Annotated in this window: 22 protein-coding genes; 9 read left to right on the top strand and 13 right to left on the bottom strand. The window is 71.4% G+C overall.

Annotation, left to right across the window (positions count from 1 at the left end; genetic code table 11):
• The first annotated feature begins 33 nt into the window (after positions 1-33).
• The 4 genes from ACILRB_RS06330 to ACILRB_RS06315 are packed head-to-tail and all read left to right on the top strand — an operon-like array spanning position 34 to position 3,869.
• On the top strand, positions 34-1,215 hold the full coding sequence (locus ACILRB_RS06330; RefSeq protein ID WP_395665455.1) for a (5-formylfuran-3-yl)methyl phosphate synthase: 1,182 nt from the start codon (positions 34-36) through the stop codon (positions 1,213-1,215).
• Positions 1,212-1,853, top strand: coding sequence for a uridylate kinase (locus ACILRB_RS06325; protein ID WP_395665454.1), 642 nt, complete (start codon positions 1,212-1,214; stop codon positions 1,851-1,853). Before ACILRB_RS06330 ends, ACILRB_RS06325 begins: the two co-directional genes overlap by 4 nt.
• 7 nt (positions 1,854-1,860) lie before the next feature.
• On the top strand, positions 1,861-3,315 hold the full coding sequence (locus tag ACILRB_RS06320; RefSeq protein ID WP_395665453.1) for a DUF6513 domain-containing protein: 1,455 nt from the start codon (positions 1,861-1,863) through the stop codon (positions 3,313-3,315).
• Complete coding sequence (locus tag ACILRB_RS06315; protein ID WP_395665452.1) at positions 3,312-3,869, top strand: DUF447 domain-containing protein; 558 nt, start codon at positions 3,312-3,314, stop codon at positions 3,867-3,869. The genes ACILRB_RS06320 and ACILRB_RS06315 overlap by 4 nt, the downstream gene beginning before the upstream one ends.
• Here ACILRB_RS06315 and ACILRB_RS06310 read toward each other — a convergent pair.
• Entirely contained in the window at positions 3,854-4,891 is a 1,038-nt protein-coding gene (locus tag ACILRB_RS06310; RefSeq protein WP_395665451.1) for a hydantoinase/oxoprolinase family protein, read from the bottom strand. The genes ACILRB_RS06315 and ACILRB_RS06310 overlap by 16 nt on opposite strands.
• A gap of 105 nt (positions 4,892-4,996) precedes the next feature.
• Between ACILRB_RS06310 and ACILRB_RS06305 the strand changes: the two genes are divergently transcribed.
• On the top strand, positions 4,997-5,713 hold the full coding sequence (locus tag ACILRB_RS06305; RefSeq protein WP_395665450.1) for a HisA/HisF-related TIM barrel protein: 717 nt from the start codon (positions 4,997-4,999) through the stop codon (positions 5,711-5,713).
• A gap of 237 nt (positions 5,714-5,950) precedes the next feature.
• Here ACILRB_RS06305 and fae read toward each other — a convergent pair whose 3' ends face one another.
• The 8 genes from fae to ACILRB_RS06265 form a co-directional block, all read right to left on the bottom strand.
• Complete coding sequence (gene fae, locus ACILRB_RS06300; RefSeq protein WP_395665512.1) at positions 5,951-6,460, bottom strand: formaldehyde-activating enzyme; 510 nt, start codon at positions 6,458-6,460, stop codon at positions 5,951-5,953.
• A 144-nt stretch (positions 6,461-6,604) separates the two neighbouring features.
• Positions 6,605-7,516, bottom strand: a complete 912-nt coding sequence (locus tag ACILRB_RS06295) for a triphosphoribosyl-dephospho-CoA synthase (RefSeq protein ID WP_395665449.1) — start codon at positions 7,514-7,516, stop codon at positions 6,605-6,607.
• Positions 7,513-8,463, bottom strand: coding sequence for a RimK family alpha-L-glutamate ligase (locus tag ACILRB_RS06290; protein WP_395665448.1), 951 nt, complete (start codon positions 8,461-8,463; stop codon positions 7,513-7,515). Before ACILRB_RS06290 ends, ACILRB_RS06295 begins: the two co-directional genes overlap by 4 nt.
• Positions 8,464-8,475: 12 nt before the next feature.
• Positions 8,476-9,438, bottom strand: a complete 963-nt coding sequence (mch, locus tag ACILRB_RS06285; RefSeq protein ID WP_395665447.1) for a methenyltetrahydromethanopterin cyclohydrolase — start codon at positions 9,436-9,438, stop codon at positions 8,476-8,478.
• Positions 9,425-10,582, bottom strand: coding sequence for an ATP-grasp domain-containing protein (locus ACILRB_RS06280; protein ID WP_395665446.1), 1,158 nt, complete (start codon positions 10,580-10,582; stop codon positions 9,425-9,427). The genes mch and ACILRB_RS06280 overlap by 14 nt, the downstream gene beginning before the upstream one ends.
• 10 nt (positions 10,583-10,592) lie before the next feature.
• Entirely contained in the window at positions 10,593-11,480 is an 888-nt protein-coding gene (locus ACILRB_RS06275; RefSeq protein ID WP_395665445.1) for an NAD(P)-dependent methylenetetrahydromethanopterin dehydrogenase, read from the bottom strand.
• A 20-nt stretch (positions 11,481-11,500) separates the two neighbouring features.
• Positions 11,501-12,475, bottom strand: a complete 975-nt coding sequence (locus ACILRB_RS06270) for a beta-ribofuranosylaminobenzene 5'-phosphate synthase family protein (RefSeq protein ID WP_395665444.1) — start codon at positions 12,473-12,475, stop codon at positions 11,501-11,503.
• A gap of 186 nt (positions 12,476-12,661) precedes the next feature.
• Complete coding sequence (locus tag ACILRB_RS06265; RefSeq protein WP_395665443.1) at positions 12,662-15,007, bottom strand: tetratricopeptide repeat protein; 2,346 nt, start codon at positions 15,005-15,007, stop codon at positions 12,662-12,664.
• Positions 15,008-15,338: 331 nt separating this feature from the next.
• Here ACILRB_RS06265 and ACILRB_RS06260 point away from each other — a divergent pair, with 331 nt between their 5' ends.
• The gene (locus tag ACILRB_RS06260; protein WP_395665442.1) at positions 15,339-16,913 is read left to right on the top strand and encodes a hypothetical protein; all 1,575 of its coding nucleotides are present in this window, start codon (positions 15,339-15,341) and stop codon (positions 16,911-16,913) included.
• Positions 16,855-17,901 carry a TraB/GumN family protein gene (locus tag ACILRB_RS06255; RefSeq protein ID WP_395665441.1) on the top strand — a complete coding sequence of 349 codons (1,047 nt, stop codon included), beginning with the start codon at positions 16,855-16,857 and terminating at the stop codon, positions 17,899-17,901. Before ACILRB_RS06260 ends, ACILRB_RS06255 begins: the two co-directional genes overlap by 59 nt.
• A gap of 6 nt (positions 17,902-17,907) precedes the next feature.
• On the opposite strand, the gene ACILRB_RS06250 is transcribed toward ACILRB_RS06255, so the two are convergent.
• The 4 genes from ACILRB_RS06250 to ACILRB_RS06235 form a co-directional block, all read right to left on the bottom strand.
• Positions 17,908-19,605 (bottom strand): hypothetical protein, encoded by a 1,698-nt coding sequence (locus ACILRB_RS06250; RefSeq protein WP_395665440.1) that lies wholly within the window; start codon positions 19,603-19,605, stop codon positions 17,908-17,910.
• Between the two features lie 71 nt (positions 19,606-19,676).
• The gene (locus ACILRB_RS06245; RefSeq protein WP_395665439.1) at positions 19,677-20,228 is read right to left on the bottom strand and encodes a hypothetical protein; all 552 of its coding nucleotides are present in this window, start codon (positions 20,226-20,228) and stop codon (positions 19,677-19,679) included.
• A gap of 30 nt (positions 20,229-20,258) precedes the next feature.
• Positions 20,259-21,269 carry a DUF4424 domain-containing protein gene (locus ACILRB_RS06240; protein WP_395665438.1) on the bottom strand — a complete coding sequence of 337 codons (1,011 nt, stop codon included), beginning with the start codon at positions 21,267-21,269 and terminating at the stop codon, positions 20,259-20,261.
• Between the two features lie 39 nt (positions 21,270-21,308).
• On the bottom strand, positions 21,309-21,599 hold the full coding sequence (locus ACILRB_RS06235; protein WP_395665437.1) for a PAAR domain-containing protein: 291 nt from the start codon (positions 21,597-21,599) through the stop codon (positions 21,309-21,311).
• A 246-nt stretch (positions 21,600-21,845) separates the two neighbouring features.
• Between ACILRB_RS06235 and ACILRB_RS06230 the strand changes: the two genes are divergently transcribed.
• Both ACILRB_RS06230 and ACILRB_RS06225 read left to right on the top strand, forming a co-directional pair.
• A complete protein-coding gene (locus ACILRB_RS06230; protein ID WP_395665436.1) occupies positions 21,846-22,847 on the top strand; it encodes an OmpA family protein in 1,002 nt (333 codons plus the stop codon).
• Entirely contained in the window at positions 22,844-24,502 is a 1,659-nt protein-coding gene (locus ACILRB_RS06225; protein ID WP_395665435.1) for a caspase domain-containing protein, read from the top strand. Before ACILRB_RS06230 ends, ACILRB_RS06225 begins: the two co-directional genes overlap by 4 nt.
• Positions 24,503-24,519: the final 17 nt, after the last annotated feature.

Raw genomic sequence — 24,519 nt, 5'->3', positions numbered from 1 at the left:
CCCCCGGCGGCGCGCTCCTGAAGGACGTTTCTCATGACTGCGATGCTGGCGAGCGTGATCGACGCGGCCGAAGCCGAGACGGCGCTCGCCGGCGGCGCCGACGTGATCGACCTCAAGGACCCGGAGCGCGGGGCGCTCGGCGCGCTGCCCGCCGCGACGGTCGCCGCGGTCGTGCGGCTCGTCGCGCGCCGCAAGCCCGTCAGCGCCGCCGCGGGCGAGCGCTTCCACGCGCCGCAGGAGGCCGTCGAGGCGGCGGAGGCGCTCGCCGGCGCCGGCGCCGATTTCGTCAAGATCGGGCTGAAGCCCGAAAACGCGGCCGAGGTCGTGGCGGCCTTGGCGCCGCTCGCGCGCAAGACCTCGCTCGTCGGCGTGCTGTTCGCCGATCTCGCGCCGGACCTCGCGCTCGTCGACGACATGGCGCGGGCGGGCTTCAAGGGCGCCATGCTCGACACCTGCCGCAAGGGGCGCGGGCGCCTGCTCGACCATATGGACGTCGCGGCGCTGTCCGCCTTCGTCGAGCGCTGCCGCGCCAGAAAGCTCGTCTGCGGCCTCGCCGGCTCGCTCGAGCCGCCGGACGCGCCGCGCCTGCTGCCGCTGCGGCCGGACTATCTCGGCTTCCGCGGCGCGCTGTGCCAGGGCGGCGACCGCGCCGGGCCGCTCGATCCGGCGGCCTTCGCCATGATCCGCGACCTCATCCCGCTCGGCGAGGAGGCGACGGACGGGCCCGCCGGCGGCGTCGACTGGCGCCTGCTCGGGCGCGGCTATGTGCCGACGCAGGAGGCCGCCGAAACCGACCTTATCTTCGTGCGCGATCTCGTCATGCCCTGCTTCATCGGCGCCTATGAGTTCGAGCGCGAGAAGAAGCAGGACGTGCGCTTCAACGTCGACGTCGACGTCGCGCGGGCGCGGCTTCATTCCGACGACATGCGCGACGTCTTCTCCTACGACCTCGTCACCGACGCGATCCGCATCATCACCGGGCGCGGCCATATCGAGCTCGTCGAGACGCTCGCGCGCGAGATCGCCGAAAGCGTGCTGCGCCATCCTGCGGCCCAGAGGGTGAAGGTGCGCGTCGAAAAGCTCGACGTGATCCGCGGCGCGGTCGGGGTCGAGATGGTGCGCGAGCGCGCCAAGGAGACCGCCGCGCTCGAAGACCTGTTCGGCGCGGGCGTCGAGCCGGCGCTCGCCCCGCTGGCGCGGGCGGGCGGGCGATGAACCTCATCGTCGCCAAGATCGGCGGCAGCCTCGCCGCGGCCCCGGCGCGCGAGCCCTGGCTCGACGCGCTCGCCATGGCGCCCGCCTGTCCGGGCCGGGGCCTCGTGATCGTCCCGGGCGGCGGCCCCTTCGCCGACGCCGTGCGCCGCGCGCAGGAGCCGCTCGGCTTCGACGACGCGACGGCGCACCGCCTCGCGCTGCTCGCCATGCATCAATATGCGCTGGTGCTGCGCGCGGCGTGGCCGCGGCTGAAGCCCGCCGCCTCGCGCGCCGAAATTTTCGCGACGCTGGCCTCGGGCCGCATCCCCGTCTGGCTGCCGCACGCGATGGCCTCGAGCGACCCGACGGTCGAGGCGAGCTGGGAGATGACCTCGGATTCGCTGTCGGCGTGGCTCGCCCGCGCGCTCGGCGCGCGCGACCTTCTGCTGGTCAAGTCCTGCGGCGTCGCGGCGGGCGCCTCGCTCGCCGATCTTGCGGCCGCCGGCGTCGTCGATCCGCTGTTCCCGCGCTACGCCGCGGCGAGCGGGGCGCGCGTCTATCTTGCGGGCCCGGCCGATCTCGCGGGCGCGAGGGCGCGCTTCAGCGAGGCCGGAACGCCGGGGCGGCTCGTCGCCCGCCCGGCCGCGCGCGCGGCCTGAGCGCGTCATGGCGGACGGGGAGGGCGCCGCGCCCAGAGAGCGCCTGCTTTTCGTCACCGGGCATCTCGCCTATCCGCGTCTGAGGCGCGTCCTCGAGGGGCTCGGCGAGACGCCGTTCTCCTGGACGATCTTCAACGCGGGCGTGAAGGTCGCGGCGCTGATGACGGACGCCATATTGCTGCGCCGCCTGCCGCGCCCGGTCGAGGCCGACCGGATCATCCTGCCGGGGCGCTTTCGCGGCGACCTCGAAAAGCTGTCCGAAGCGTTCGGCGCGCCCGTCCTGCGCGGCCCCGACGAAGTCTCCGACCTGCCGGTCTATCTCGGCCATGGCGCGCGCGAGCCCGATCTTTCGGGCTATGACATGCGCATCTTCGCCGAGATCGTCGACGCCACCGCCCTGTCGATCGACGAGATCGTGGCCCGCGCCAGAAGCCTGAGCCGCAAGGGCGCCGACGTCATCGACCTCGGCTGCCTGCCCGACACCGAGTTTCCGCATCTTGAGGCGACGGTCGGGGCTCTGAAGCGGGAGGGGCTCAGGGTCAGCGTCGACTCCTTCAACCGCACGGAGCTGCGCCGCGCCGCGCTCGCGGGAGCGGATTTTTTGCTGAGCCTCGACGAAACCTGTCTCGAGATCGCCGACGCAACGGCGACGACGCCGATCCTCGTCGGCTCGCCGGTGCATGACCTCGACTCGCTCGTGCGCGCGGCGGAGAAGGCCCGCGCGCGAAACATGAGTTTCATCATAGATCCGATTCTCGACCCCATCCATTACGGCTTCGCCGATTCGATCGTGCGCTACGTCGAGGCGCGGCGGCGACTGCCCGACGTCGAGATCATGATGGGCACGGGCAATCTCACCGAGCTGACGGAAGCCGATTCTGGAGGCGTCACGGCGGCGCTGCTCGGCGTCTGCTCCGAGCTCAAGATCCGCAACATGCTGACCGTTCATGTCAGTCCTCATACAAGGCGCACGCTCGAGGAGCACGACGCGGCGCGGCGCCTGATGTTCGCGGCCGCCGCCGGCGACGCCCTGCCGAAGGGATTCGGCGCGGGCCTCGTCCAGCTTCACGACATGCGCCCCTTCCCCTCGAACGCGCAGGAGATCGCCGACATGGCCGCCGACGTGCGCGACCAGAACTACCGCATCGCCGTCGCCGAGGACGGGCTGCACGTCTATAACAAGGACGTGCATCATATAGAGCGCGACGCCTTTTCGTTCTTCCCCAGGCTCGGGGTCGAGACCGACGGCGGCCACGCCTTCTATCTCGGCGCGGAGCTGCAGAAGGCGGAGATCGCCTTCGCGCTCGGCAAGCGCTACATGCAGGACGAGCCGCTCGACTGGGGCGTCGGCGCGGACAAGGCGCAGGAGGAGCGCGACCGGCTGCGCGACGCCGGCCACACGCTGCGCCAGAAGGAGAAGGGCGAGAGCGAAAAAAAGCCCGCGGAGCGCGGCGAGCCGTGATCCGCGAAGCCGTCGTCACCTCCCTCGACGGCGCGGGGCGCCCGCATCTCGCGCCGCTCGGCCTGACCGGAGACGCGGGCCGCTGGATCATCGCGCCCTTCCGCCCGTCGACGACGCTCGACAATCTGCGCGCCGTGCCTTTCGCGGTCGCAAGCTATGTCGACGACGCGCGAATTTTTGCAGGACTTGTCACCGGTCGGCGCGACTGGCCGCTCGCGCCGACCGAGCCCGGCCGCCCGCCGCGGCTTGCGGCGGCGCTGTCCCACGCGACGCTCGCGGTCGAACATGTCGAGGATCATGCGGAGCGGCCGCGCTTCCTGTGCCGCGTCGAAAGCCTCGTCGCGCACCGGCCGTTCGAAGGCATGAACCGCGCCCGCGCGGCCGTGCTCGAGGCGGCCGTGCTGATTACCCGCCTGCGCCTTTTGCCGCGCGAGAAAATCGAGCGCGAGATGGATCATCTGTCGATCGCCATAGAAAAAACGGCGGGCCCCGAGGAACGTGAGGCGTGGTCGTGGCTGGTCGAGGCGCGCGAGCGTTTTTACGCGCCAGGCTGACGCGCCGCGAGAAGCGCCAGCGCCGCCGCCGGCGCGCAGTCGGCGGCTTTTTCGCGCGCCTCGGGCGTCGCCTCGATCAGCGCGTCGAAAGGCATGAAGGGGCGCCCCAGCCGGCGCGCGAGCTCGGCGGCGATGTCCCGGCCGACGCCGGCGCCGAGGATCGGCGCGTCTTCGCCGAGCGCGCCGCGCGACAGCACGAGGAAGGCCGCGTCCATGATCTCGCGCAGCTGCGTTTCGGCGAAATAGGCGGCGAGCCCGCGCCAGGCGGCGGCGTCGGCCTCCTCAGAATCGCGCCCGATCATGCGCGCGAGCCGCGCGGCGGAGGCTTGCGGCGTCTTCTCACGCCCGTCCGGCGCGTCCATGGAGTCGGCGTCCGGCGGCAGGCGGCCGAGGATGCGGCCGACGTCCGCCATGTCGGCGAACCATTCGTTCATCAGGCCGGTCAGCCGGCCCGCGAAGGGAACGCGCCGCGGGCCGGCCATGAGGAAAGTGCGCGAGAGGCCCGTGTAGACGAGCTCGCCATGTTCGAGCCGCCCGGCGTCGGTCGCCCCCAACGCCACCGGCGCGCCCGAAGCGATGGGGATGAGATCGGCGGTTGAGGACCCGATGTCGACGAAAAGCGCTTCGTCAAGGCGCAGGCCGGCGAATTCAGCGCTGGCGCGCCAGTTGGCCGAGCCGATGTCGGCGGCGTGGGCGCGCGCCGCCTCGGGCGCGACGAAGCCCGCGGCGCCGGCGTAGATCAAGGCGCGGTCCGGCGCGAGAAGGCGCGCGGCGATTTCGGCCAGTCCCTCGACCCCGTCGGCGCGCGTCGCGAAGGCGTCGGACAATTCGCCCGTCATGGTCACGGCGTTGAGGGGCGCGCGGCCGAGCGCGGCCCGCGCCTCGCCGAAGGCCCGGTCGAGTTCGCCAAGCCCGAGCCACAGCGGGCAGGGGATCTGCGCGGCGGCGGTCACGACTCCATCCTCGGCGCGGGCGCCTTTCAGATGGGCGCCGCCCACGTCCCAGCCGATGATCGCGCTCATGACTTCGAAAACCTCTACTAAAAAGTGAAAATTCGCGTGGTGATCTTAGAAAAGTCGTGGAGTTCACGCACGGCTATGTGATCCAGAACCGGAGCCTTGACTTGAATGGACGTCATCCCCGTCATTGACCTCAAAAAGGGAACGGCTGTGCGCGCGCGTCTGGGGCGTCGCGAATTCTACGCCCCTATCAAGACTCCTCTGTCCGCGACCAGCGCCCCGGTGGACGTCGCCGCGGGATTCCTGGCGCTGCATCCGTTCCCGATCATCTATGTCGCCGACCTCGACGCCATAGAAGGGACCGGCGATCATCGCGAGGCGCTGCTCGAACTTTACGCCGCCTTTCCCGAGACGATGTTCTGGGTCGACGCGGGCGCGCGCGACGGGGCGAGCGCGCGGGCCTTTCTGGCGCGTCACCGCTACGCCCATCTCGTGATCGGAAGCGAGTCGCTCGACAGCGTCGAGCCGCTCAAAGAGCTGCGCAATGAAAGACGGCTCATCCTGTCGCTCGATTTCCGCGGCGACGCGCTGGTCGGTCCGTCCGGCCTGCTTGACGCGCCCCATCTCTGGCCGGCGCGCGTCATCGTCATGACCTTCGGCCGGATCGGCGCCAACGCGGGGCCTGACCTCAGCCGCGTCGCGGCGGTGAAAGCGCTGGGCGCGCGAACGGTCTTCGCGGCCGGCGGCGTGCGCGACGCTGAGGATCTTGAGGCGCTCAAGCGGGGGGGCGTGGCCGGCGCGCTGGTGGCGTCGGCGCTGCATGACGGCCAGCTGACGGGCCGCGACCTCGCCGCGACGCCGGAAATGGCGAGAGGGAGCCACTAGACTCCCTCCCGGACTTCGTTGTTTTTTTCAGGCTGGTCCCGAAGACGACCCTGTCCCGCGGCGTTGCGGCGTCTTTGGCGCGCTCTGCGCACGGCCTTCGCCGCCAAACCGCGCGCAGCGGAAAGAGCGAGGCTCCTTCCGCTGCGGCGGCGGATCGATGGCGGAGGACCGGCGCCCGTAAAAGGCGCCGAGGAGGGTTTTTCATTCGGCGCGACCCTGGGGGCCGCGCGTCACGTCTTAGTTCGGGGCGAAGGGGTGCTTGGCCGTGTTGCGCTCGGCGACGACGGTCTCGGGCGTCGGCTCGCCGGCGACGGCGCGGGCGATGGCTTCCTTCGTGGCCTGGTAGTTGTAGTCCTGGATCTTCTGGTCGTCCTTGGCTTCCCAGTGGATGAACACGCCGACCGAGATGAACAGGTCGGCGGCTTCCTTGACCGGGATCACGCCGTCGGCGACCGAGTCCGCGACCGCCTTGGCGACGCCGCGCTGGGCCGGGCCGAACATCTGCACCGCCTGGGTGGCGTTCTTGATCGTCACCTTGTTGAACATCACGGTGGCGGGCTTGGCCAGCAGGTTCGGCGCGACGACCGCGAGCAGCGACGTGAAGCCGTCCTTGTTGTTGACGAGCGCGTTGGCGAACGCCGTCTCGGCGGCGCTGCCGCGCGGGCCGATGAGCAGGTCGATGTGGGCGACTTCGTTGCCTTCGCCGACGAGCGACTCGCCAACCATCAGTTTGTTGATCTTGGTCATGTTAAACAACCCTCCCATGGAGACATCCTTCTTCGATATCGATCGAGGAAGAAACGGATATGAAGGTCCGATCCTTGTTGTCAGCGCCCGTCTTGGCCGGGCCGGTTAGCCGGATAGAAGCGGCGCTGGTCCGCCGGCGCGCACTCAATCATTATTGTCGCGCGCAATCAAGTCGATTAGCCGATCCGCGAACAGCGTCGCGACGGTGAGGTCGGCGGTCGTCCCGGGATTGAGCCCGCGGGATTTGAGATCCGCGTCGAAGGCCAGCAATTCGGCGTTGAATTCAACCGGATTTCGCGATGCGGAAAATCTTTCGCGCAACGGCGCCGCCTGTTCGCGCAGGCCGCGCGCGACGTCCGGCCCGAATTTGCGCGCGACATGGCTGTCGTCGAAACGGCCCAGAAACTCCATATGGACGACGCTCGCAAGCCATGGCGCGCGGGCGCCCTGTTCGCGCGCGGCGCGCAGGGCGGGAAGGCCCGCGCCAAACAGCTCGGCGAAGTCCTGCGCATATTGCCGCGCGATCATGTCGCGTCCCTGCGCCTCGCGCATCGCCTCGATCAGGGTCGTCGTCGCGGGCTCGCGCGCGTCATGGCGCGCGGCCGCGCCGAGGCCGCCGGGCGAAGCGAGGCGGATCGCCTCATAGGCCGCTTCGGCGTCGGCGAGATCGAGCGCGCGCAAGACCGTCTTGAGCGCGGCGCGCAGCGACGCGGCGGCGTCGCCGCGAGCGGCCGGCGCCGCCGTTTCGGCCGCGGCGGCGAGCGGCGCGCACAACAGCACGATGCCGAGATTGGTGTTGAGTCCGACGCGTGCGACGCTCGCCCGCGTCGCGCCGAGAATGCGGGCGCCTACAGGCGCGCCGCGCGCGCACAAGGGCGGCGCCGAAACCTCGGCGCTTTGCAGAAACTGGTCGACCGTCATGCCATGGCCCGCGGCGTGGACATGCACGTTGCCGGGCTTCAGCGCCTCGATCTCGTCGCGGCAGGAGGCGACGAACGCCTGCTCCGGCCCGGTTGGCGCCGGCGCCGGCGGGTGGAGCGCGGCCGCCGCGCTCATGCGACTCGCGCGACCGTTTTCGCGCCCGCGCGCATGCGCTGCAGAAAATCGCCGGCGAGCCGGTCGGCGACGCTGAACGACGCGACCTTCTGCAACCCGCGCCACCCCGGCATGCTGTTGACTTCGAGAAGCTGCGGGGCGCCTTTTTCGTCGCAGATCATGTCGACGCCGCAAAATTGCGCGCCGACGCTTTCAGCCGCGCGCAGCGCGAGCCGCGACAGGGCGGGGTCGGCGTCGAGGCGCTCCGGCTTCGCGCCGAGCTTGATGTTGGTGATCCAGTCCGGCGCGCGCCGGATCATGGCCGCGACGACAGCGTCGTTCGACACGAAGAAGCGCATGTCCGAATAGTCCCGCGCGTCTTTTGGCGCGGCGACGAAACGCTGTAGATAATAGACATATTCGACTTCGTGCAGCGCCGGCAGGTCGTCTTCGGAGCGGATGAGCTTCAGCCCGAAGCCCTGCGCGCCGAACAAAGGCTTCAGCACCAGCGGGCCATGCGCGCATTCGCGCCGCGCGATCCGGCGCGCCGCGTCTTCGGACTGCACGGCCCAGGTCGGCGGCGTCGGCAGGCCGGCGGCGAGGAGGCGAAAGCTCGTCGCCGCCTTGTCGACGCAGATTTCGATCGCCCGCGCGCCGTTGCCGACAAGAACGCCGAGGTCTTCGAGCGCATGCAGCACGGACAGGCGCAGGGTCACGCTCTCGAAGGTGCCCGAGCCGATCGCGCGCACGAACACGGCGTCGGGCAGGTCGCCGCCAAATCCGTGGATCGAAAGCCCGTGCCTGCGGCGGGTGTCGAAGCCGCATTGGGCGAGCCGGATCGGCGTCGCCCGCGCCCCGGCGCGGGCGAAGGCGGCGCAGAGGTCGCGGGCGTGCCAGTCATAGAGATCGACCGCCACCGCGATGCGCGGCGCTCCGGCCGTCGCGGCGTCTTGCGCGAAATCGTCCAAGGCGGACGCCCCTCAGGCGAAGCTGGCGTCGAGATGTTTGTGGTCGACGCCGCCGCCGCGGAAGGAGCGCCCCGAATCGACGGCGGTGACGATCGCTTCGGCCGGGCTGAACAGCATCGGGTCGATGTCGTAGAAATTGCCCTTGTAGGCCTTGAAGATCTCGGCGAAGGGCCGGCCGAAGTCGCGCGAGGTCACGCTCGGCAGCTTTTCGGCGAGCGCCTGCGCGTCGTCGTCGGCGCCGGTGACGAAGAGATGCACCTGGCCGCCATAGATGATGGCGTCATTGGTGCGGCCCATCGCCTCGACGAATTTGGGATGGGGCGGCGAAAGCGGCGCGCAGGCGAGGCCGTCGACGACGCGCTCGAGCGGAAAATGCAGCTCATGCGCCTTGTGCATCGCGACTTCGAGCACGCGGGCGACGACCTGCACGCCGCCGGCGAGGCTCTGCGTGGGGGCGAAGATGAAGGCGAGCTTTTCGGGCGCGACGCCGCAGGCGGCGGCCACCTTGTCGACGACTTCCGGCGGGGGCGGGCATTCGCTTTCGAGCACCAGCGTCGCGCGCTCGGCCCTGTCGCGATAGGCGAGGTCGTTGAACAGCGGCTCCTTGCAGGCGAGCGCGCGGCCGGGGCCCGAGCCCAGCGCGAAAAAGGCGCCCTTGCCCTCGCCATGGGAGAGCGCCCAGCCGGCGTATTGCGAGGCGAGGCAGGCGACGACCGGGTCGGTCGTGCGCACGGCGAGTTCGAACGGCCATTTCGGATTGAGGCGCGTCGGCGACAGCGTCACCGTGCCGAGGCCGCCGAGGCAGATTTCGGCGAGGCGAAGCCCGGCTTCGATCGAGCCCGGCACGGATTTGCCGGCGTCGATGACGGTCTCGCCGCGCGATCCGGTCGACACGGCGACGCGCAGCCGCGCGGCGTCGGCGACCATGGCGTCGACGAGGGCGCCCGTCAGCGCGTTGATGCTAGGCTGGCTCATGGCGTCGCTCTCCCAATTCCTTTTCGATGGCCCCCCAGAGGGCGGCGCTTCTTTCCTCGACCAGGGTTCTGGCGGCGAAGGGCTCGCCCGCCCTGGCGGTGACGGTGCAGATCGGCTCATGTTCGCCGACGAAGCTCGCGGCGCTCTGGCGGTCGGCGGCCCAGTCCGGCCAGTCGAGCGCCGGCATGGCCGCGATCTCGCGCGGGGCGTAGGCGATCGCCGCCGCCGCCGCGCCTGAAAAAATCGGCGCGACGCGCGGCAGGCGTCCGCGGCAGGCCTCGACATGCAGGCCCATCAGCGGCGCTTCGGCCGCGTCATAGACGTCGAGCGTGGCGCCGGGACGGGGGTTGACCTCGATCAGGTGAAAGGCCTCGCCTTCGACCAGAAAATCCACGCTGTTCAAACCTTTGAGCCCCAGCGCGCGGGCCATGGCGAGGGCCGCGGCGCGCAGGCGCGCGTCAAGCGGGGCGGGCAGGCCGGCCGGCCGCGCGCAGCCGCCGTAGCGGAACGGCTCATGCGGCGCGGGCGCGGTCCATTGCCGGCTCGCCCCGAGCGCGATCGCCTCGCGCCCGTCGCCGAGCACGGCGACGCCGACCGGCGCGCCGCCGACGCGGCGCTGGAAATAGACGCCCTCCGCCTCGCCGGCGCCGTCGACCTCCGCGGCCGGGACGACATGCGTCCCGCCGGCGCCGCCCTGCGCCTTGGCGAGCCAGCCTTCGGGCGCGTCAGGCCGCGTGCGCCGCCGCGCGGGATGCGGAACGGCGAGCGCGCGGCACAGCGCCGCGAGGCTTTCGGGGTCTTTGGCGCGGCGCAGGACGTCCGGCGCGTTGCCAAGACGCGGCCAGCGCGCGGCCATCGCCGCGACGAGCTCCGGCCGGTCCTCGAAGCCTGCGCCATAGACGAGCCCGACGGGCGGCGCGCCGAGGCGCGCGCCGTCGGCGGCGAGCGCCTCGAGCGCGGCGAGGAGGGGCGCGGGCGCAAAACCTTCGCGCCAGTCGCCGGCGCGCCGGCTCGCGAGGCTCGCCGCCCGCGCGTCGGCGTCGCCGAAGAGATCGGCGACGAGCGGCGCGAAGCCAGCCTTGCGGGCGGCTTCGGCGAGCGCCCGCCCGGATCCGGAGGCGATCAGAATCCCTTGGGGATTCATGAACTTATGCTCAGACAAGCTCCCGCGCCAGGGCGAAGGCGTCGCGGAAGTCGAAGGCGACCGGCTTGTCGGAGGCGGCCATGCGCTTGAACAGGCCGGATTCGGTCTTGTATTTGATGTCGCCGATGGCGAGCGGGCCGACGCCGAGCGCGCCGCCGGTCAGCTCCGCGCCATTGTCGAACAGCTGCAGCCCCTCGATGCCGGCGGGCGGCACGGCGTTGACGTCGGCGGCGACGAGCAGGCTCTTCGAAGAGGCGAGCAGCTCCTTCGAGAGCACCTGCACGCCGGCGGCGGCGGCGCAATAGACGACGTCGACGCCCTCGAGCGCCTCTTTCTTCTTGTCTTCGGTCGAGCCGTCGACGCCGACCGTCTCGACGCCGAAGCGGGCCTTGATGTCGTCGGCCTTGCCCTGGACGCGCTTCGCCCCGTCATAGCCGGCGAGCGCGACCTTCGCCCCCTCGATCGCCGAGATCACGCCCGCGGCGTAGCCGACGACGCCGGTCGCGCCGAAGATCAGGATCTTCGACTCCTTGAGGCTCTTGCCCTTCTTCTCCTTGAGCAGCTTCTCGACGCAGGCGACCATGGCCGCGGCGGTGGTGAAGGAGCCGGCCGGATCGGCGAAGGCCGAAATTTCGAAAGGCTTCAGCAGCGTCTTCTTGAAGACGTCCATCATGTCGAGGGCGAGGCCGGCGTCCTTGCCGGCGAAGAAGACGCCGGTGCGCACGGCGTCCCTGGGCGAGCGCGAGAACATCGCGTCCTGCACCAGGGCGGTGACTTCGTCGAGCGTCACATTGGTGTAGGGCGTGACCGAATCGTAGCCGGCGTCGAGCGCCATGTTCACGTCGAACGGGCTCATATGTTTGAGCGGCGTCAACATATGCAGAATGGTCTTGGCCACGCGGATCCCCTCTGATGGCGTTATGGCGTCTTCTTTTCGGGCGCTTCGCCCCTTACGATTGCGCCGTGATTAATGCCTGCGCAAACGCGGATGTCTACTCCTAAAGCGTTAGATTCCTCGCGCATGACGCCGCAGAGCCGCTCAGCCTCGGCTTGGCTGCCGGCGAAGGCGAAGCCGGTCGGCCCCCAGGAGGATTGCCCGATTCCATGCGCCCCATGGCGCGCGAAGCCCCGCATGGCCGCGCCGACGCGCGCGCTGGTGAAGGCGCCGCCGCCCTGCGCCGGGGCGAAATAGGCGCCGACGATCTCCTGGATGCGGGCGATCGCGCCGCCAAAGGCCGCGACGTCCGTCTCGGCGAGCGCGGGCAGGGCCTGGATCAGCGTCAGGCGGCAGATTTCGCCGGAGGCCTCGGCCGCGAAGGGCGGCAGGGCGGCGAAGGATTCCGCCTCCTGCGGCCCGTGCACGCCCTTGAGATCCGGGTCGAAGGCGAGAATGACGCGCCAGTCCGGCGGGAAATTCATGCGCGAGAGCACCGGCGGCGTGACGGTCTTGCCGCCGCGTCCGCCGTCGACGACGAGGCCGCCGCCGTCGAAGATCGCCGCCCCGATGCCGGAGCGCTGCGTGCGCTGCAACAGAAGCGCGTCGTCGGCCGGGTCGCTCGGCAGGCCTTCGAGCGCGCGCAGGCCGGCGCCGAGCGCGAGGGCGAGCTGCGTGCCGGAGCCGAGCCCGACATGGTCGGGGATCGCCGTTTCGACCCGCACCTTATAACTATGGGAGAGCGCGTGGCGCCGCCTGAGGGCCGCGACATGGGCGCCGGCGCGCGCGGCGTCAGGCCCCTCCGCCTCGTCGCGCGCGGCGCGCTCGATCGAAAGCCGGGTCGCCGGGCGGTCGATGGCGAGGCCGATGCTGCCAACGCGCCGGCCGAGCCCGCCGTTGAGATCGAGAAAGCCGAGATGAAGCCGCGCGGGGGCGGCGACGGTGACGCGTGCGGACATCGCTTCTTTCGCCGGAGGTTTCGCGACGGGCGCCGCGCGCGGCCGCGGCCGCCCGACCCGACAGGACGACGCGGCGGGCTCCGGCGGAAGACCTGGCCCGCTCCTGAAGGCGAGGCTTTCATACTCAGGGGTCGGCGCGAGTTCAAGCCGCGCCCGGTTTCATCGCGTCATTGCGACGAATTTGTATCATTTAGCCACGAAATAGAAGGCCTCGCCCGGCAGCGAGCCATAGGTGAAGGGCTCCTGCCGCTGCTTGGTCGCCGCGCGCACGTCGTCCCTGATCTGGCGGAACAGCATGTTGATCTCGAGCTGCGGCTTCACGACGTTGCGCAGGAAGGCGTCGGCGAAGGGGCTGTGCTCGCCGTCGCCGTCCTGCGCCACCTGCCCGTCGCGCGCGGCGTAGGCGACGAGCGTGCCGCCTTCCGGCTCGACGCGGGCGAAGCCGCGGCCGATCGAGCGCGAGGCCATGGTGCGCTGCATGCGCTGGGCGAACGGATTGTCGCGGCAGGCGTCGAGAATCACGAGCCGGAGCTTTTTCGCATGTTCGGTCGCAAGCAGCACGCGGTCGAGCGTGATCGATTCATCCTGCACGTCCCGGTCGGCGCGCAGCTTCGCGTCGACCGGGATCAGATAGTTGACGCCGCCGATCTCGATGCCGTGGCCGGCGTAATAGACGACGGCCCAGTCGGCCGTGTCGACCTTGGCCTCGAAGGCGCGCAGCGCGGCGAGGAATTTGTCTCGGGTGAGGTCCGTTTCGGCCAGAACCGCATCGAAGCCGACCTTGCGCAGCGCCTCGGCGACGGCCTTCGCGTCGCGCGTCGGATTGGGCAGGCGCGCGACTTCGGCGTAATTGGAGTTGCCGACGACGAGCGCGACGCGCACCCCGGCCGGCGCGAGCGGCGCGGCCCTGGCCTGGACCGCTTCGGCGGCGGCTTTGGCGCGGGCCTCGACCTCGGCCTTCACGCGCGCCTCGAACGCGGCCTTCGCCTGCCGCTCGAATTCGGCCTTGGCCCGTGCGTCGGCCTCGGCGCGGGCGCGGGCCTGCGCCGCGGCTTCGGCTTCGAACCGGGCGCGGGCGGCGTCGGCCGCGGCCTTGGTGCGCGCCTCGACTTCGGCGCCGATGCGCGCCTCGATCGCCGCGGCGTCGCGCGCCGCGGCGGCCTTGGCCTTCGCGTCGGCTTCGGCGCGCGCGCGCGCGTCGCTCGCGGCGCTCGCCGCGCCGGCGGCGGCGAACTTGGCGGCCGAGGCCTCGTTCGCGGCGAGCGCCGAAAGGCGCGCCCGTGCGAGGTTCTGCGCGGGGCGGGCGAGCGCGGCCTCGGCGTCGCCCTGCGGCGCCAGCGCCTTTTCATAATCGGCCCTGGCCTTCGCGGTCTCGCCCATCTTCTCATAGGCCTGACCGCGTCCGGCGAGCGCCGGGGCGAAGTCCGGCGCGACGCGCAGCGCCTCCGAAAAATCGGCGAGCGCGCGCTCGCGCGCGTCACGCGCCAGCTCGACGTCGCCGCGGAACGAAAAGGCGAGGGCGGAGCGCGGATTGAGCGCGGCGGCGCGGTCGAGATCGTCGAGCGCGCCCGCAAGATCTCCTGCAAGCCGCTTCATGCGCCCGCGCTGGGCGTAGGCGAGATCATATTTCGGCCGCAGCAGGATCGCCTCGTCGCAATCGGCGACGGCCGGATCGAGCCGGCCCTGATCGGCGTAGACGAGCGCGCGGTTCAGGTGGATTTCGGGCGTCGGCCCGAGCCCCATCGCCCTGTCCTGGTCGGCGAGGGCGGCGTCGAGGTCGCCCTTGAGCCGCGCCGCCTCGCCGCGATGGCTATACGCCTCGCCGTTCTTCGGATCGACCCTGACGGCGGCGTCGTAATCGCTGATCGCGGCTGCGGCGTCGCCCTGGGCGAGGCGCGCGTCGCCGCGCTGCACATAGCCCTTCGCCTCATTGGGCGACAGCCGGATGAAGGCGTTGAAGTCCTCGACCGCGCGGTCGAACTGCTTCTTCAGATAGCGCGCCTGTCCGCGGTTGTAATAGGCCTTGGCGAATTTGCCGTCGAGCTTGACGGCGTGGTCGTAGTCGGCGACGGCGCGGTCGATTTCGTCGCGGTTGACGAGCGCCGCGCCGCGCGCGTTGAAAAGATCGGGCGACTTCGGGTTCAGGCGGATCGCCTGGCTGTAGTCGGCGACGGCGCCGTCGAAGTCGCCGATCGCCTGCCGCGCGAAGCCGCGGTTGCGATAGGCGTCGACCGAATTGGGGTTGCGGTCGAGCGCCGCCGAAAAGTCCTGGATCGCCCCTTCAAGGTCGCCCTTGCGCACCTTGGCGACGCCGCGATTGTTGTAGAGCGCGGGCGCGGCCGGCCCCGTGCGGTCGAGGTCGATGAGGCGGGTGCAGGCCGGAATGCCGGCGTCGGGGTCAGACAGCGAGCGTCCGCACAGGGCGACGTCGGCGTCGCCAGCCGGCGCCGCGAAAGAGGGAGCCGCCGCAAAAGTGAAAACTGCGGCGAGGAGGGCCGCGAGAGGCGCGCGGCGCGCCGGATGGACGGACATGGCGAAAGCTCCCCGGAGCTGACCGACGCGCGGCTGACGCGCCGGGGCCGCGCCGAAGCGCCGGCCGCCCGCGACCTTTGGCGCCGTCCGCGGCGACGGGCGGTGCGCGCCGGCACGCCGCCCGCCTCTCTCGCGTCGGGGCCCAGCGCGAAGGGGCGGCGGAGCAGGCGACGGCGCGGTCAAGGCGGGACAAGACTTGACGCGGCGCAGTGCGGATTTTTGACGCCCCGGTCATGACGATCGCAAGTTTAAACCGCGCTTGTTGCGCCGACAACACAGTCCGCCGCATGTTTCCGGTCTATCCTGCGCGCCTCAGCGGGGGCTTGAGATCATGGCGATCAGGGTGTCGAAGGGGTTTGGGGCTGCGGGCGCGGCCGTCGCGCTATGGCTTGGCGGCTCGGCCGGCGCCCATGCCGCGTCTCTTTGCCCTTCGTCCGTGCCGCAGGTCGTGACGAAATCGAAGCTCGTCTGCGTCGAGTTCGACCCTTCGAGCGGCCAGTGCACGAAGCAGGAGACCCAGTTCTACCAGGCGACCGTCGTCTATGAGGGGGTTCAGCTTCAGAACGGCCAGTGCACCAACGCCGGCGCGGCCGGCGTCGATCCGGCGGCCTTCTCCGGCGCGGCCCTCGCCAGCCAGGCGCTGAGCGAGCTTTCGCAGTCGAGCGCGCAGGAAACCGCCCGCAGCGCCGAGAAATCCGTCGCCGGCCGCCGCGAAGAGGAAATCAACCGCTGCGCCGCCGGCTTCCGCCGCGTCGACGGCGCCTGCGAGCGCATTCCCGCGCCCGCCGCCGAGGCGCCTGAGCCCGCCGCGGCCGCGCCCGTCTCGCGGCCCGCGCCGCGGCGCGCCGCAAAACATGCGCAAAAATCCGCGGCGCGCCATGTCGCGCCCGAACCCGCGCGCGCCGTCACGCCAGCCTTCGTCAGCAAGGACGGCCCCGTTCCGGTCCCGGTCGAGGCGCCCGCGCGCTATGGCGTCTGGGGCGAGGTCTTCGGCAATTACGAACGGCGCGACGCCTTTGGGCCGGCCGCGGTTTCGGGCCCCGACTTCAACAACGGCTCGCCGGTGGGGACGAACACCTATGTCACGGCCAAGACGGGCCTCGTCGGCTTCCACACCGGCCTCGACTACACGATGCGCGGCGTCTTCGCGCCCGGAGACGGCGTGATCGTCGGCGCGCTCGCCGGCTTCTCGACTTCGACCATGAACCTCAACACGCAGACCGCCTCGGCGCAGCCCGACGTGGTGGGGCCGAGCTCGACCTATCTGCACGCGCGCGTGCAGGGCCCGACGCTCGGCGCCTATGCGAGCTATTTCACCGGCCCGTTCTCGGCCGACATCCTCGCCAAGTTCGACCTTCTGAGCGTCGACCAGAATTTCACCGATTCTCTCGCCTTCGGCGGCCCGGCCGGCCCCTTCAACGCGGTGTTCTCCGGCGGCGGCGGAACGAGCCTGCTCACCTCGACGGTCGCGGCCAACCTCAACTACCGCTTCATCCTCGATCCGCGCTTCTATCTCGAGCCGACGGTCGGGGCGCGCTTCACCTGGCTCGGCTATGGCGGCGGCGCGGCTGATCTCGGCCTCGCCAACGGCAACCGCATCGTGGTGCAGGGCGGCGCGCGGCTCGGAACCTCGGGCCTCGTCGTGCATGACACGCCGGTCTCGATCACGCTGACCGGCCTCGCCTACAGCGCCGTGGCGATCAACGGCGGCTTCCTGCCGGGCGCGGCCTTCAACGCCGACAATCTCCTCGCCTCGGCCGACCGCAACCAGGTGCGCGGCCTCGGCCGGCTGGCCTTCAATCTCGACCACGGCGGCGGCCTCAGCTCCTATCTCGCAGGCGACGTTTATGGCGGCAAGGGCCTCATCGGCGCCGGCGGCAGGGCGGGCGTGCGCTACGAATGGTGAGCGTTTCCGCGCCCTGATCGTCTGCGCCGCGGCGGCTTTCGCGCCCGCCGCGCCGGCGCTGGCCGAATGCGGCGGGCGCGACCTCTTTCCGCTGATCGCGCAGACCGCGCCGCAGGAGCTTGCGGCGATCGAGGCCGAGGCCGAGGCCGCGCCCTTCAGGCGCGGCCTTCTGTTTCGCGTCTCGCGCCCGGGCGTTGCCGCCTCCTATGTGTTCGGAACGCTGCATCTCGCCGATCCGCGCGCGGCCCGGCTGAAGCCCGCCGCCGCCGCGGCGCTGGCGCGGGCGAAGACCGTCGCCGTCGAATCGGTGGAGACCGGCGCGGCCCTGCGGCGCGCCCTGAAGCGCGCGCCGGCGGCGTTCCGCGCGGCGACGCGGGCCGCGCCGCAGGAGCGCCCCGACGCGCTGCTCGACGCGGACGACCTCGCCCGGCTCGACGCGCTGGCAGAGGCCGCGGGCCTCGACCCCGCCGCCGCCCGCGCGACGAAGGCCGGCGCGCTCGCCGTCACGCTCGACCTGCCGGCCTGCGCCAGATCGGGCGACTACGCCGACGCCCTGATCATGCGCGAGGCGCGCCGGCGCGGCCAAAGGCTCGTCGGGCTCGAAACCATGGCCGAACAGCTCTCGGGGCTTGGGCCGCTTTCGGACGAAACCGCGCGTGCGCTGCTGACCGCCACGCTGCTTCAGGCCGAACGCGGCGAGGACATCGTCGAAACCGCGCTTCTGCGCTACGCCGAAGACGATCCCGGCGCGCTCGCGGCTTTCATGCGCGCGCCTGAACCCCTCCCGGGCGTCGCGGGGTCGGGGACGCCGCAGGCGTTTCTGGCGCTCCTGCTCGACGCCCGCAGCGCGCGCATGGCCGCGCGCGCCGCGCCCCTGCTCGAAACGGGCTCCGCCTTCGTCGCGGTCGGCGCGGCGCATCTGCCGGGCGAGGCGGGGCTGCTGCGCCGGCTTGAACGGCGCGGCTTCGTGGTCGAACGCGCGCAGTGAGCGCTTTCAGTCGGCCAGCGCGCGAAAGCGCCGCGGCTCGTAGCCGCGCTGCAGCAGCGCGGCGAGCGGATAGACGTTGCGGCAGACCCGCCCGTTGCAGGCTCCGGGCGAGGCTTCGAGCACCTCGGCCTTGCGGTCCGCCGTGAAGCCCATGAACAGCATCACATGCGAGCCCGGCTTGTTCAGCGCGTCGCCGGGCTTCAGCGCCCAGGGGTCCGGCACGAGCGTCGTGATCGAGGGAATGGCGAGCGTGGTGAAATGGGTCGAAAGGCCCCAGGCCGCGCTCACGAAGGACGAGCAGTCGACGCCCACGACGTCGCGGCGCGGCGTGTCGCGCGTGCAGACGTTGCCGGCGAGCGCGCCGTTCGACACGCGCGCCGAAAATTGCGCGAGCGAGCCCTGGCATCCCCAGCAATAGGGCACGCCGCGCACGTCCTGTCCCGCGTGGCCGATGAGATAGCCGGGCCGCCTGACGCGGTTGAAGCCCGAGCATTGCGCGTCCGGCTCGCCGCCGTAGGAGCGTGGCGAGACGCGCCACGAAAATCCCTCGAAGGCGCGGCCGATCTCGACCACATTGGCGCGCGTCAGGGGCCGCATGGCGGCGATGGCGCTGGGGCCGAGCCGCGCCAGCGCCGCATAGTCGGCGGCGGCGTTGCGGGGCGCGATCGTCTGGCCCGGCCGCATCGGCTCGAAGCCGACGCCGATCACGTCGACGACGCCCTTGCGCGTGCGCAGGAAATAGACGTCGCCGTCGGGCGAGATGGTGACGAAGCGGCGCGACAGCGCCACGGCGGGCGTCAGCGGCAGCTCATAGACGCCTTCGAGCGCGCCCTTGGCGCTGAAGCGCGCGACGAACGTCGAGGCGCCGGCGCGCGGGCCGGCATAGGCCGGAATGTTCTCGGCGAGCGCATAGAAACGGCCGTCGGCGTCGATGTCGAGCAGCTCGATCGAGCCGAACCTGTCCTTCGCCTTCATCGCCAGCGTGGCGAAGGGTTTTGGCGCGCCGCGCAGGGCGACCTCGACGCGGGCGCCGGCGCCCGACTTGTCGAGCGTGACCTTCGCCGAGACGGCGCCCCTGCCGCGGGTCGAGACGAGCCCGTTCGCGCGCGGCGGCGTCACGGCGCGGGTCGCCCCCGGCTGCGGCTCCTCCTGCGATCCCGTCTGCGCAAACATGGAGCGGGCGAGGTCTTCGTCGCCGGCCTCAGGCGCCGACAGGCTGCGGGTCAGCCCGCCGTCGGCGGCCTCGAGCGCGATCGGCCGGCCGTCCCAGACATAGACCCTGCCCGCGGCGACGATGAGGTCGGTCGGCTCGAGGCCCGGCGGCAGGGCGAGCGAGCGCGTGCGCGACGGCTCCCGGGCGTCGAAGCCGAGGACGCGGTCGTTGACCTGATCGAGCAGATAGATCTGGCCGTCGTCGCCGGCGTAGATCGCCTGCGGCCCGCTGATCTCGGTGTCTTCGGACGCGTCGACGAGGCCGACCGCCTCCGGGCCGAGGCCCGCCGAAAAACGCCGGACGACGGCGTCGCGCGCGCCGGGATCCTGCCGGGCGACGTCTTGCGCGGCGGCCCCCTGCGCGGCGGCTCCCTGCGCGGCCCCTTGCGCGCTTGCGGCCTGCGCCCGCGCCGGGCCGCACGGGGGCGCGGCGAGCGCGAGGGCGAAAAGGAGGCTGGCGGGAGCGAAGATGCGCATGTCCGTCGATGTCACGAAGCCGTCGCCGCCACTGTGGCGCGGGCCGCGCCGGCCATGGGTGCGGCGCCGCACCCGCCGCACAAGACTCAAAGGACGGCGCCCGAGACCTTGCTCTCCGACGCCTTCTCCTGCGGCCCGCGGTCGAAATCCTTTTCGACGAAGGCGCGCTTCTCGAGAAAATAGACCCGGCCGCTGATGGGCTGGCCGACATGCTTCGGCGTGTCGCTCTTCTGCATGCCGAAGGGGAAGGTGACGATTTCGCCGGCCTTCGTCTTGAGGTCGGAGATGCGGAAGCTCACGAAATTTGAATTGGCCTCGGTCTCCATCGTCAGCGTGGCGACGCTCCCGGTCTTGGCGTCGGCGAGGCCGTCGATGCCGATCTTCTTCTGGAAGGTGTGCGGAATCGTCCGGCCGATCCCGACCCTGAAGCCGAACGGATCGTCAATGATCCAGACGTCCGTCTTGGCGCATTCCTGCTGGCCCTTCCGGCTCGGCGTCGAGGAGAACATGTACCAGGCGATCTCCGACTTGTCCTCGGCGATCATGGCGAAGACGACGCGCGTCTTCTCGGTCGCGCCGCAGTCGAGCTCGAAGCCCGACTGGCCCGTGAACCAGTATTTCACCTTGTCGTTCATCATGCGCCTCCTTTCGGGCGGGCGCGCCGGCGCTCAGTCCCTGCCGATCATGAGAATTTTCAGGTCGCGCTTCGGCGTGAAATTCTCGAGCTCGGCCACGAAGAGCGTCGGCGACGCCTTCCTGACGTTGTCGAAGCAGAAGCTGACGAGCCGGTCGGGCTTGCCCTTGTCGACCGTCAGCTGGAATTTCTTGATCGGCCCGGCCCAGTTGGCGCCGGTCTTCAGCACATAGGCGATGCGGCGTTCGAGGAGCGTCGGGCCGGCCGAGGGAACGGGGCCGGCGACGCGGTCGAGGCCGCGGAAGAAATCCTCGTTGAGGCAATAGTCCTTGCGATAGCTCGCAAGAAACGCCTCCATGCCGTCGCCGTCGCGCACGCCCTTGCGCAGCGCCGTGTCGACGCTCATGCCGACGCTCGCCCGGTAATGATGCTCGACCAGCGCCTCGGCATGCGGCGCGAAGGTCTGTTTGCGGGCGAACACCGTCGAGACGGTCCATTGCGCGCCGTAGAAGACTTCGTCGTTCGCGCCCGTCCCGTTCGGCGCGAGCAGCCCGTCGGCGACGAGCTTCTCCCGCGTCGCGGCGGGAAGCGCCCTGAGGCGGTCATAGGCGTCGGCGCCGATGAGCGCGAGCGGCAGGCCCGCAGCCTTCACCTCGGCGGTCACGTCGCGTCCCTTGAGCTTCGCCCGCTGGATCACGTCGAGCCTGACCGGCGCGCCGTCGACGCTGGTCCTGAAGTCGACGAAATTGACCGGGTCGTCGCTCGGGATCGCCAGCTCCTCGTCCTCCCGGGCGAGGTCGATGTCCGGCAGCGGAAAACCGATGTCGAGCGTGACCGGCGCGTCGGATCGGTTGACGAAGCGATAGGACACCGACACCGTCTCGGGCGTGATCGCGAGGCGCTCCTCCTCCATCGACACGTCGGGCGATTTCGTGAAGCGGACGCCGCCGATCGCAAGCTCGATCGAGCTGTCGTTGGCGCGGCCCGCCGCGCCGCCGAGGGCGAGGAACAGCGCCGCGCCGAGAATTCGTCCTGCGCCGGCCATCGGCCTCCCTCTCCCCGCGCGAACGCGCCAAAACCCGCCTCAGCCGCCGATCAGCACCGTCGGCAGGCCGGTCACGATGACGCCGCCATGGGCGGTCATGTCGCCGATGCGCGCCGCCATCAGCCCGTTGATGAAGACCGAAGTCGAGCCCATCGCGATCATGTCGGGCGGCCCCGTGCAGATGGCGACGTCCGTGACCCGCGCCGCCGGCAGCGCGCCGATCAGCACCGTCGGCGCCCCGGGCGCGACGATCGGCCCGCCCACATGGGGCACGAGCACGGTGACCATGGGACAGACGTGAGCGTCGGTGAGGCGTGCTGCGGGCGGCATGGAAGGCTCCCTGTGGGCTCCCGGACGGCGGCTCCGCGCCGGATTATAGGCCGGCGCGCGCGGCGGCCAACCGCCCGACGGCGTCGCGTCACGCTTTTTCGCGCAGGCGCCGCGCGGCGGCGGTGCGCGCCCGCACCGCGCCTTGAAGCCCCTGCGGGTTGGAGTAAAATCGCAAGGCCGCGACCTGCCGGGCCTGCGCGTCGGCGGCCGCGAGCCGCCGGATCCGGAGTTCGAGGGTCCTTCGCCATGAGCACATCTGCGGCCGCGCGCGACGGCGCAAGCCGCGCCGGAATTCTGGCGCGCGCCTGCCTCATCGGCGCGAGCGGCATGGGCGCGAGCGTTACGGGCGCGAGCGTCTGCGGCTTTGTCGCGCCGGCCGCCGCCGACGGCTGCGCCGGGCGCCTCGCCGCCTTCAACAGCGCCGTCGACGCCGCGCCCGCGGCGGCCGACGCCTCGATCGCCGCGCTCGTCGCCGACCCCGCCTGCGCGGGCTTCGTCATTCCGGCGCAGCGCCGCCTCGCCGCGGCGCGGCTCGCGGCGGCGCAGAAGCTGATGGCGGCGCAGGCTCCAAAGGCCGGCTACATGCCGCTCATCCTCGCGGCGGACGCGCCGGCCGTGTTGTGGCAGGCGGCCGCGACGCGGGCCGAAATCTTCTTCGGCGAGCGCCGTTTCGCCGAGGCCGCGCGCGCCTTCGACCGGGCCATCGACATCCTTGGCAACGACACCATGACGCCCAAGGCGCCGACGCGCGAGGCGGTCGAGAGCCTGGTCAGGCGCGCCGCCGCGGCGCGGCTGCTCGCGGTCAACGAGGGGCAGGGCGAAAAGGGCTTCGTCGCCGCCGCCGCCACGCGCGACGGCCGGCTCGGCGGCGTCTTTGCGCCGCGGGTGCGCGGCGTCGTCCCGCGCGCCGTGCCGATGCCGATCACCTTCGACTATCGTTCGGCGAGTCTGACGGAGCAGGGGCGGCTCGCCGCCTCCGAGCTCGCCCGGGCCATCAGGGAGCAGCAGCCCGGCGCCGTGCGGCTCGTCGGCCATACCGACCCGCGCGGCGGCCAGGACTTCAACAGGAGGCTGTCCGTCGCCCGCGCCGAGTCGGTCGCGGCCTTCCTGAAGCAGAACGGCGTGCCCGTCGCGGTCGAGGCCGAGGGCGTCGGCGCCGACGAGCCGCTGCAGACCGACGGGCTCGAGGGGCTGACGCAGGAAGACCGCTATGCGCTCGACCGGCGCGTCGAATGGAGGCGCGAATGAACGCTCGCGCGGCGCTCGCCGCTTTGCTGCTTTCGGGCGCGCTCGCAGGCCCTGCGCGAGCCCAGGCCGGGGGGGCCGCGCTCGCGCTGCAAAACCCTGGGGCGGTCCACGCCATCGTCGTCGGCGTCGACGGATATCGCAACCTCGCGCCGCTGCGCGGCGCGGTCGCCGACGCGCGCGACATCGAGACTTCGCTGCGCGGGCTCGGCGTCAAGGACGTCGTCGCCCTCTACGACGACGCCGCCGACCGCGAATCGATCCTTCAGGCGGCCTTCGGACTTTCGGCGCGCGTCGGGCGTGGCGACCTCGTCATCCTGACGGTCGCCGGACATGGCGCGCAGGAGCCCGAGCGCGTCAGGGGCTCCGAGGCCGACGGCAAGGATGCGGTGTTCCTGCTCGCCGGCTTCGCGCCGTCCGGTCCCGGCACGCGCCAGCGCATTCTCGACAAGGAGTTCAACCACCTCATCAAGATTTTCGAATCGCGCGGCGCGCGCGTCGTGTTCGTGGCCGACGCCTGCTCGGGCGGCGGCCTCGCGCGCGAGGTCGATCCGCGCGGCGGCGATCTCGTCTATCGCTCGGCGCCGACCTATGTCGTCACCGACGACGAGCTGAAGCCGGTTTCGACGCCGGCCGACGCCTACGCCACCGAACTCGACTTCAAGCGCTCGATCTTTCTCGCCGCCGTCGACAAAAGCTCCAAGGCGCCGGAAATCCGCGTGCCGGGCGTGGACGGCTGGCGCGGCGCGCTGAGCTATGGCTTCGCCCGCGCGCTCGAAGGCGCGGCCGACGCCGACGGCGACGGCAGGATCACCGTCGACGAACTGTTCTCCTATGTGCGCGCCGAAGCCTATCAGCTCTCGAACCAGCGCCAGACCATCGTTTCGGCGTCGGCGCCCGAGGTGCGGCCGAAGACCGAGCCCGTTGTCGAACTGACCCGCGCCGTCACCTTCGTCGCGCCGCCGCAAAGCGCCCGCCCCGCGCCCGCGAGCGTGAGCGGCGAAAAGTCCGCGCTCACGCTTGCGGCCGAAAAGCCGCTGCGGATCGCCGGGATCGGCGGCGGCGAGGGCGCGCTCGCGGGCCTCGCCCCGCGCGAGGCGCGCTTCGAGGTCGTCACGCCGCGTCAGACGCCCGAACTTCTCTGGGACGCGAGGACCGGCGACGTCGTCTCGGAAGGCGACGTCGTCGCGCAGGAGATCGCGCGCGACGATCTGCCGAGCGTCATAGACAGGGCGGCGGCGGTGCGCGCCATAAAACGCATGTCGACGCACGCGCTGCAAAGGATCTCCCTGTCGCCCGACGGCCGGCTCTACCGGCGCGGCGCTCAGCTCGAGGTCGTCGTCGACGATCTAGCCGGGCGTTCGCTGATCCTGTTCAACCTCGCCGGAGACGGGACGGTGCAGCTCATTCATCCGCGCAGCGACGCCGAGGCCGAGCCCCTCGAAGGGCCGCAGTTCCGCCTCGCGGTGCGCGCGCGCGCGCCTTTTGGCGCGGACCAGATGATCGCCATAAGCTCAAACGAGCCCATGCCGGCGCTGCGCGACGCGCTCAGGCGCCTCAACGCGCGCCGCGCCGCCGCCGAGGTCGTGCGGGCGGTGGCGCAGAACGCGCGCCCCGACATGCGCGTCGGCTCCGTCGGCGTGTTCACGGCGCCATGACGCCAGGTCCGCCTCTT

Origin of the sequence: Methylocella sp., from assembly GCF_044226135.1 — a bacterium.
GTDB lineage: Bacteria > Pseudomonadota > Alphaproteobacteria > Rhizobiales > Beijerinckiaceae > Methylocapsa.
Note: the sequence above shows the minus strand (reverse complement) of the source record. Positions and strands in the feature narration are given on the sequence as shown.

Excerpts from the sequence above, each read along its gene's own strand:
- ACILRB_RS06330 (WP_395665455.1), top strand. The coding sequence starts at position 34 with ATGACTGCGATGCTGGCGAGCGTGATCGACGCGGCCGAAGCCGAGACG.
- ACILRB_RS06325 (WP_395665454.1), top strand. The coding sequence starts at position 1,212 with ATGAACCTCATCGTCGCCAAGATCGGCGGCAGCCTCGCCGCGGCCCCG.
- ACILRB_RS06320 (WP_395665453.1), top strand. The coding sequence starts at position 1,861 with ATGGCGGACGGGGAGGGCGCCGCGCCCAGAGAGCGCCTGCTTTTCGTC.
- ACILRB_RS06310 (WP_395665451.1), bottom strand. The coding sequence starts at position 4,891 with ATGAGCGCGATCATCGGCTGGGACGTGGGCGGCGCCCATCTGAAAGGC.
- ACILRB_RS06305 (WP_395665450.1), top strand. The coding sequence starts at position 4,997 with ATGGACGTCATCCCCGTCATTGACCTCAAAAAGGGAACGGCTGTGCGC.
- fae (WP_395665512.1), bottom strand. The coding sequence starts at position 6,460 with ATGACCAAGATCAACAAACTGATGGTTGGCGAGTCGCTCGTCGGCGAA.
- ACILRB_RS06295 (WP_395665449.1), bottom strand. The coding sequence starts at position 7,516 with ATGAGCGCGGCGGCCGCGCTCCACCCGCCGGCGCCGGCGCCAACCGGG.
- mch (WP_395665447.1), bottom strand. The coding sequence starts at position 9,438 with ATGAGCCAGCCTAGCATCAACGCGCTGACGGGCGCCCTCGTCGACGCC.
- ACILRB_RS06280 (WP_395665446.1), bottom strand. The coding sequence starts at position 10,582 with ATGAATCCCCAAGGGATTCTGATCGCCTCCGGATCCGGGCGGGCGCTC.
- ACILRB_RS06270 (WP_395665444.1), bottom strand. The coding sequence starts at position 12,475 with ATGTCCGCACGCGTCACCGTCGCCGCCCCCGCGCGGCTTCATCTCGGC.
- ACILRB_RS06265 (WP_395665443.1), bottom strand. The coding sequence starts at position 15,007 with ATGTCCGTCCATCCGGCGCGCCGCGCGCCTCTCGCGGCCCTCCTCGCC.
- ACILRB_RS06260 (WP_395665442.1), top strand. The coding sequence starts at position 15,339 with ATGGCGATCAGGGTGTCGAAGGGGTTTGGGGCTGCGGGCGCGGCCGTC.
- ACILRB_RS06255 (WP_395665441.1), top strand. The coding sequence starts at position 16,855 with ATGGCGGCAAGGGCCTCATCGGCGCCGGCGGCAGGGCGGGCGTGCGCT.
- ACILRB_RS06245 (WP_395665439.1), bottom strand. The coding sequence starts at position 20,228 with ATGATGAACGACAAGGTGAAATACTGGTTCACGGGCCAGTCGGGCTTC.
- ACILRB_RS06240 (WP_395665438.1), bottom strand. The coding sequence starts at position 21,269 with ATGGCCGGCGCAGGACGAATTCTCGGCGCGGCGCTGTTCCTCGCCCTC.
- ACILRB_RS06235 (WP_395665437.1), bottom strand. The coding sequence starts at position 21,599 with ATGCCGCCCGCAGCACGCCTCACCGACGCTCACGTCTGTCCCATGGTC.
- ACILRB_RS06230 (WP_395665436.1), top strand. The coding sequence starts at position 21,846 with ATGAGCACATCTGCGGCCGCGCGCGACGGCGCAAGCCGCGCCGGAATT.
- ACILRB_RS06225 (WP_395665435.1), top strand. The coding sequence starts at position 22,844 with ATGAACGCTCGCGCGGCGCTCGCCGCTTTGCTGCTTTCGGGCGCGCTC.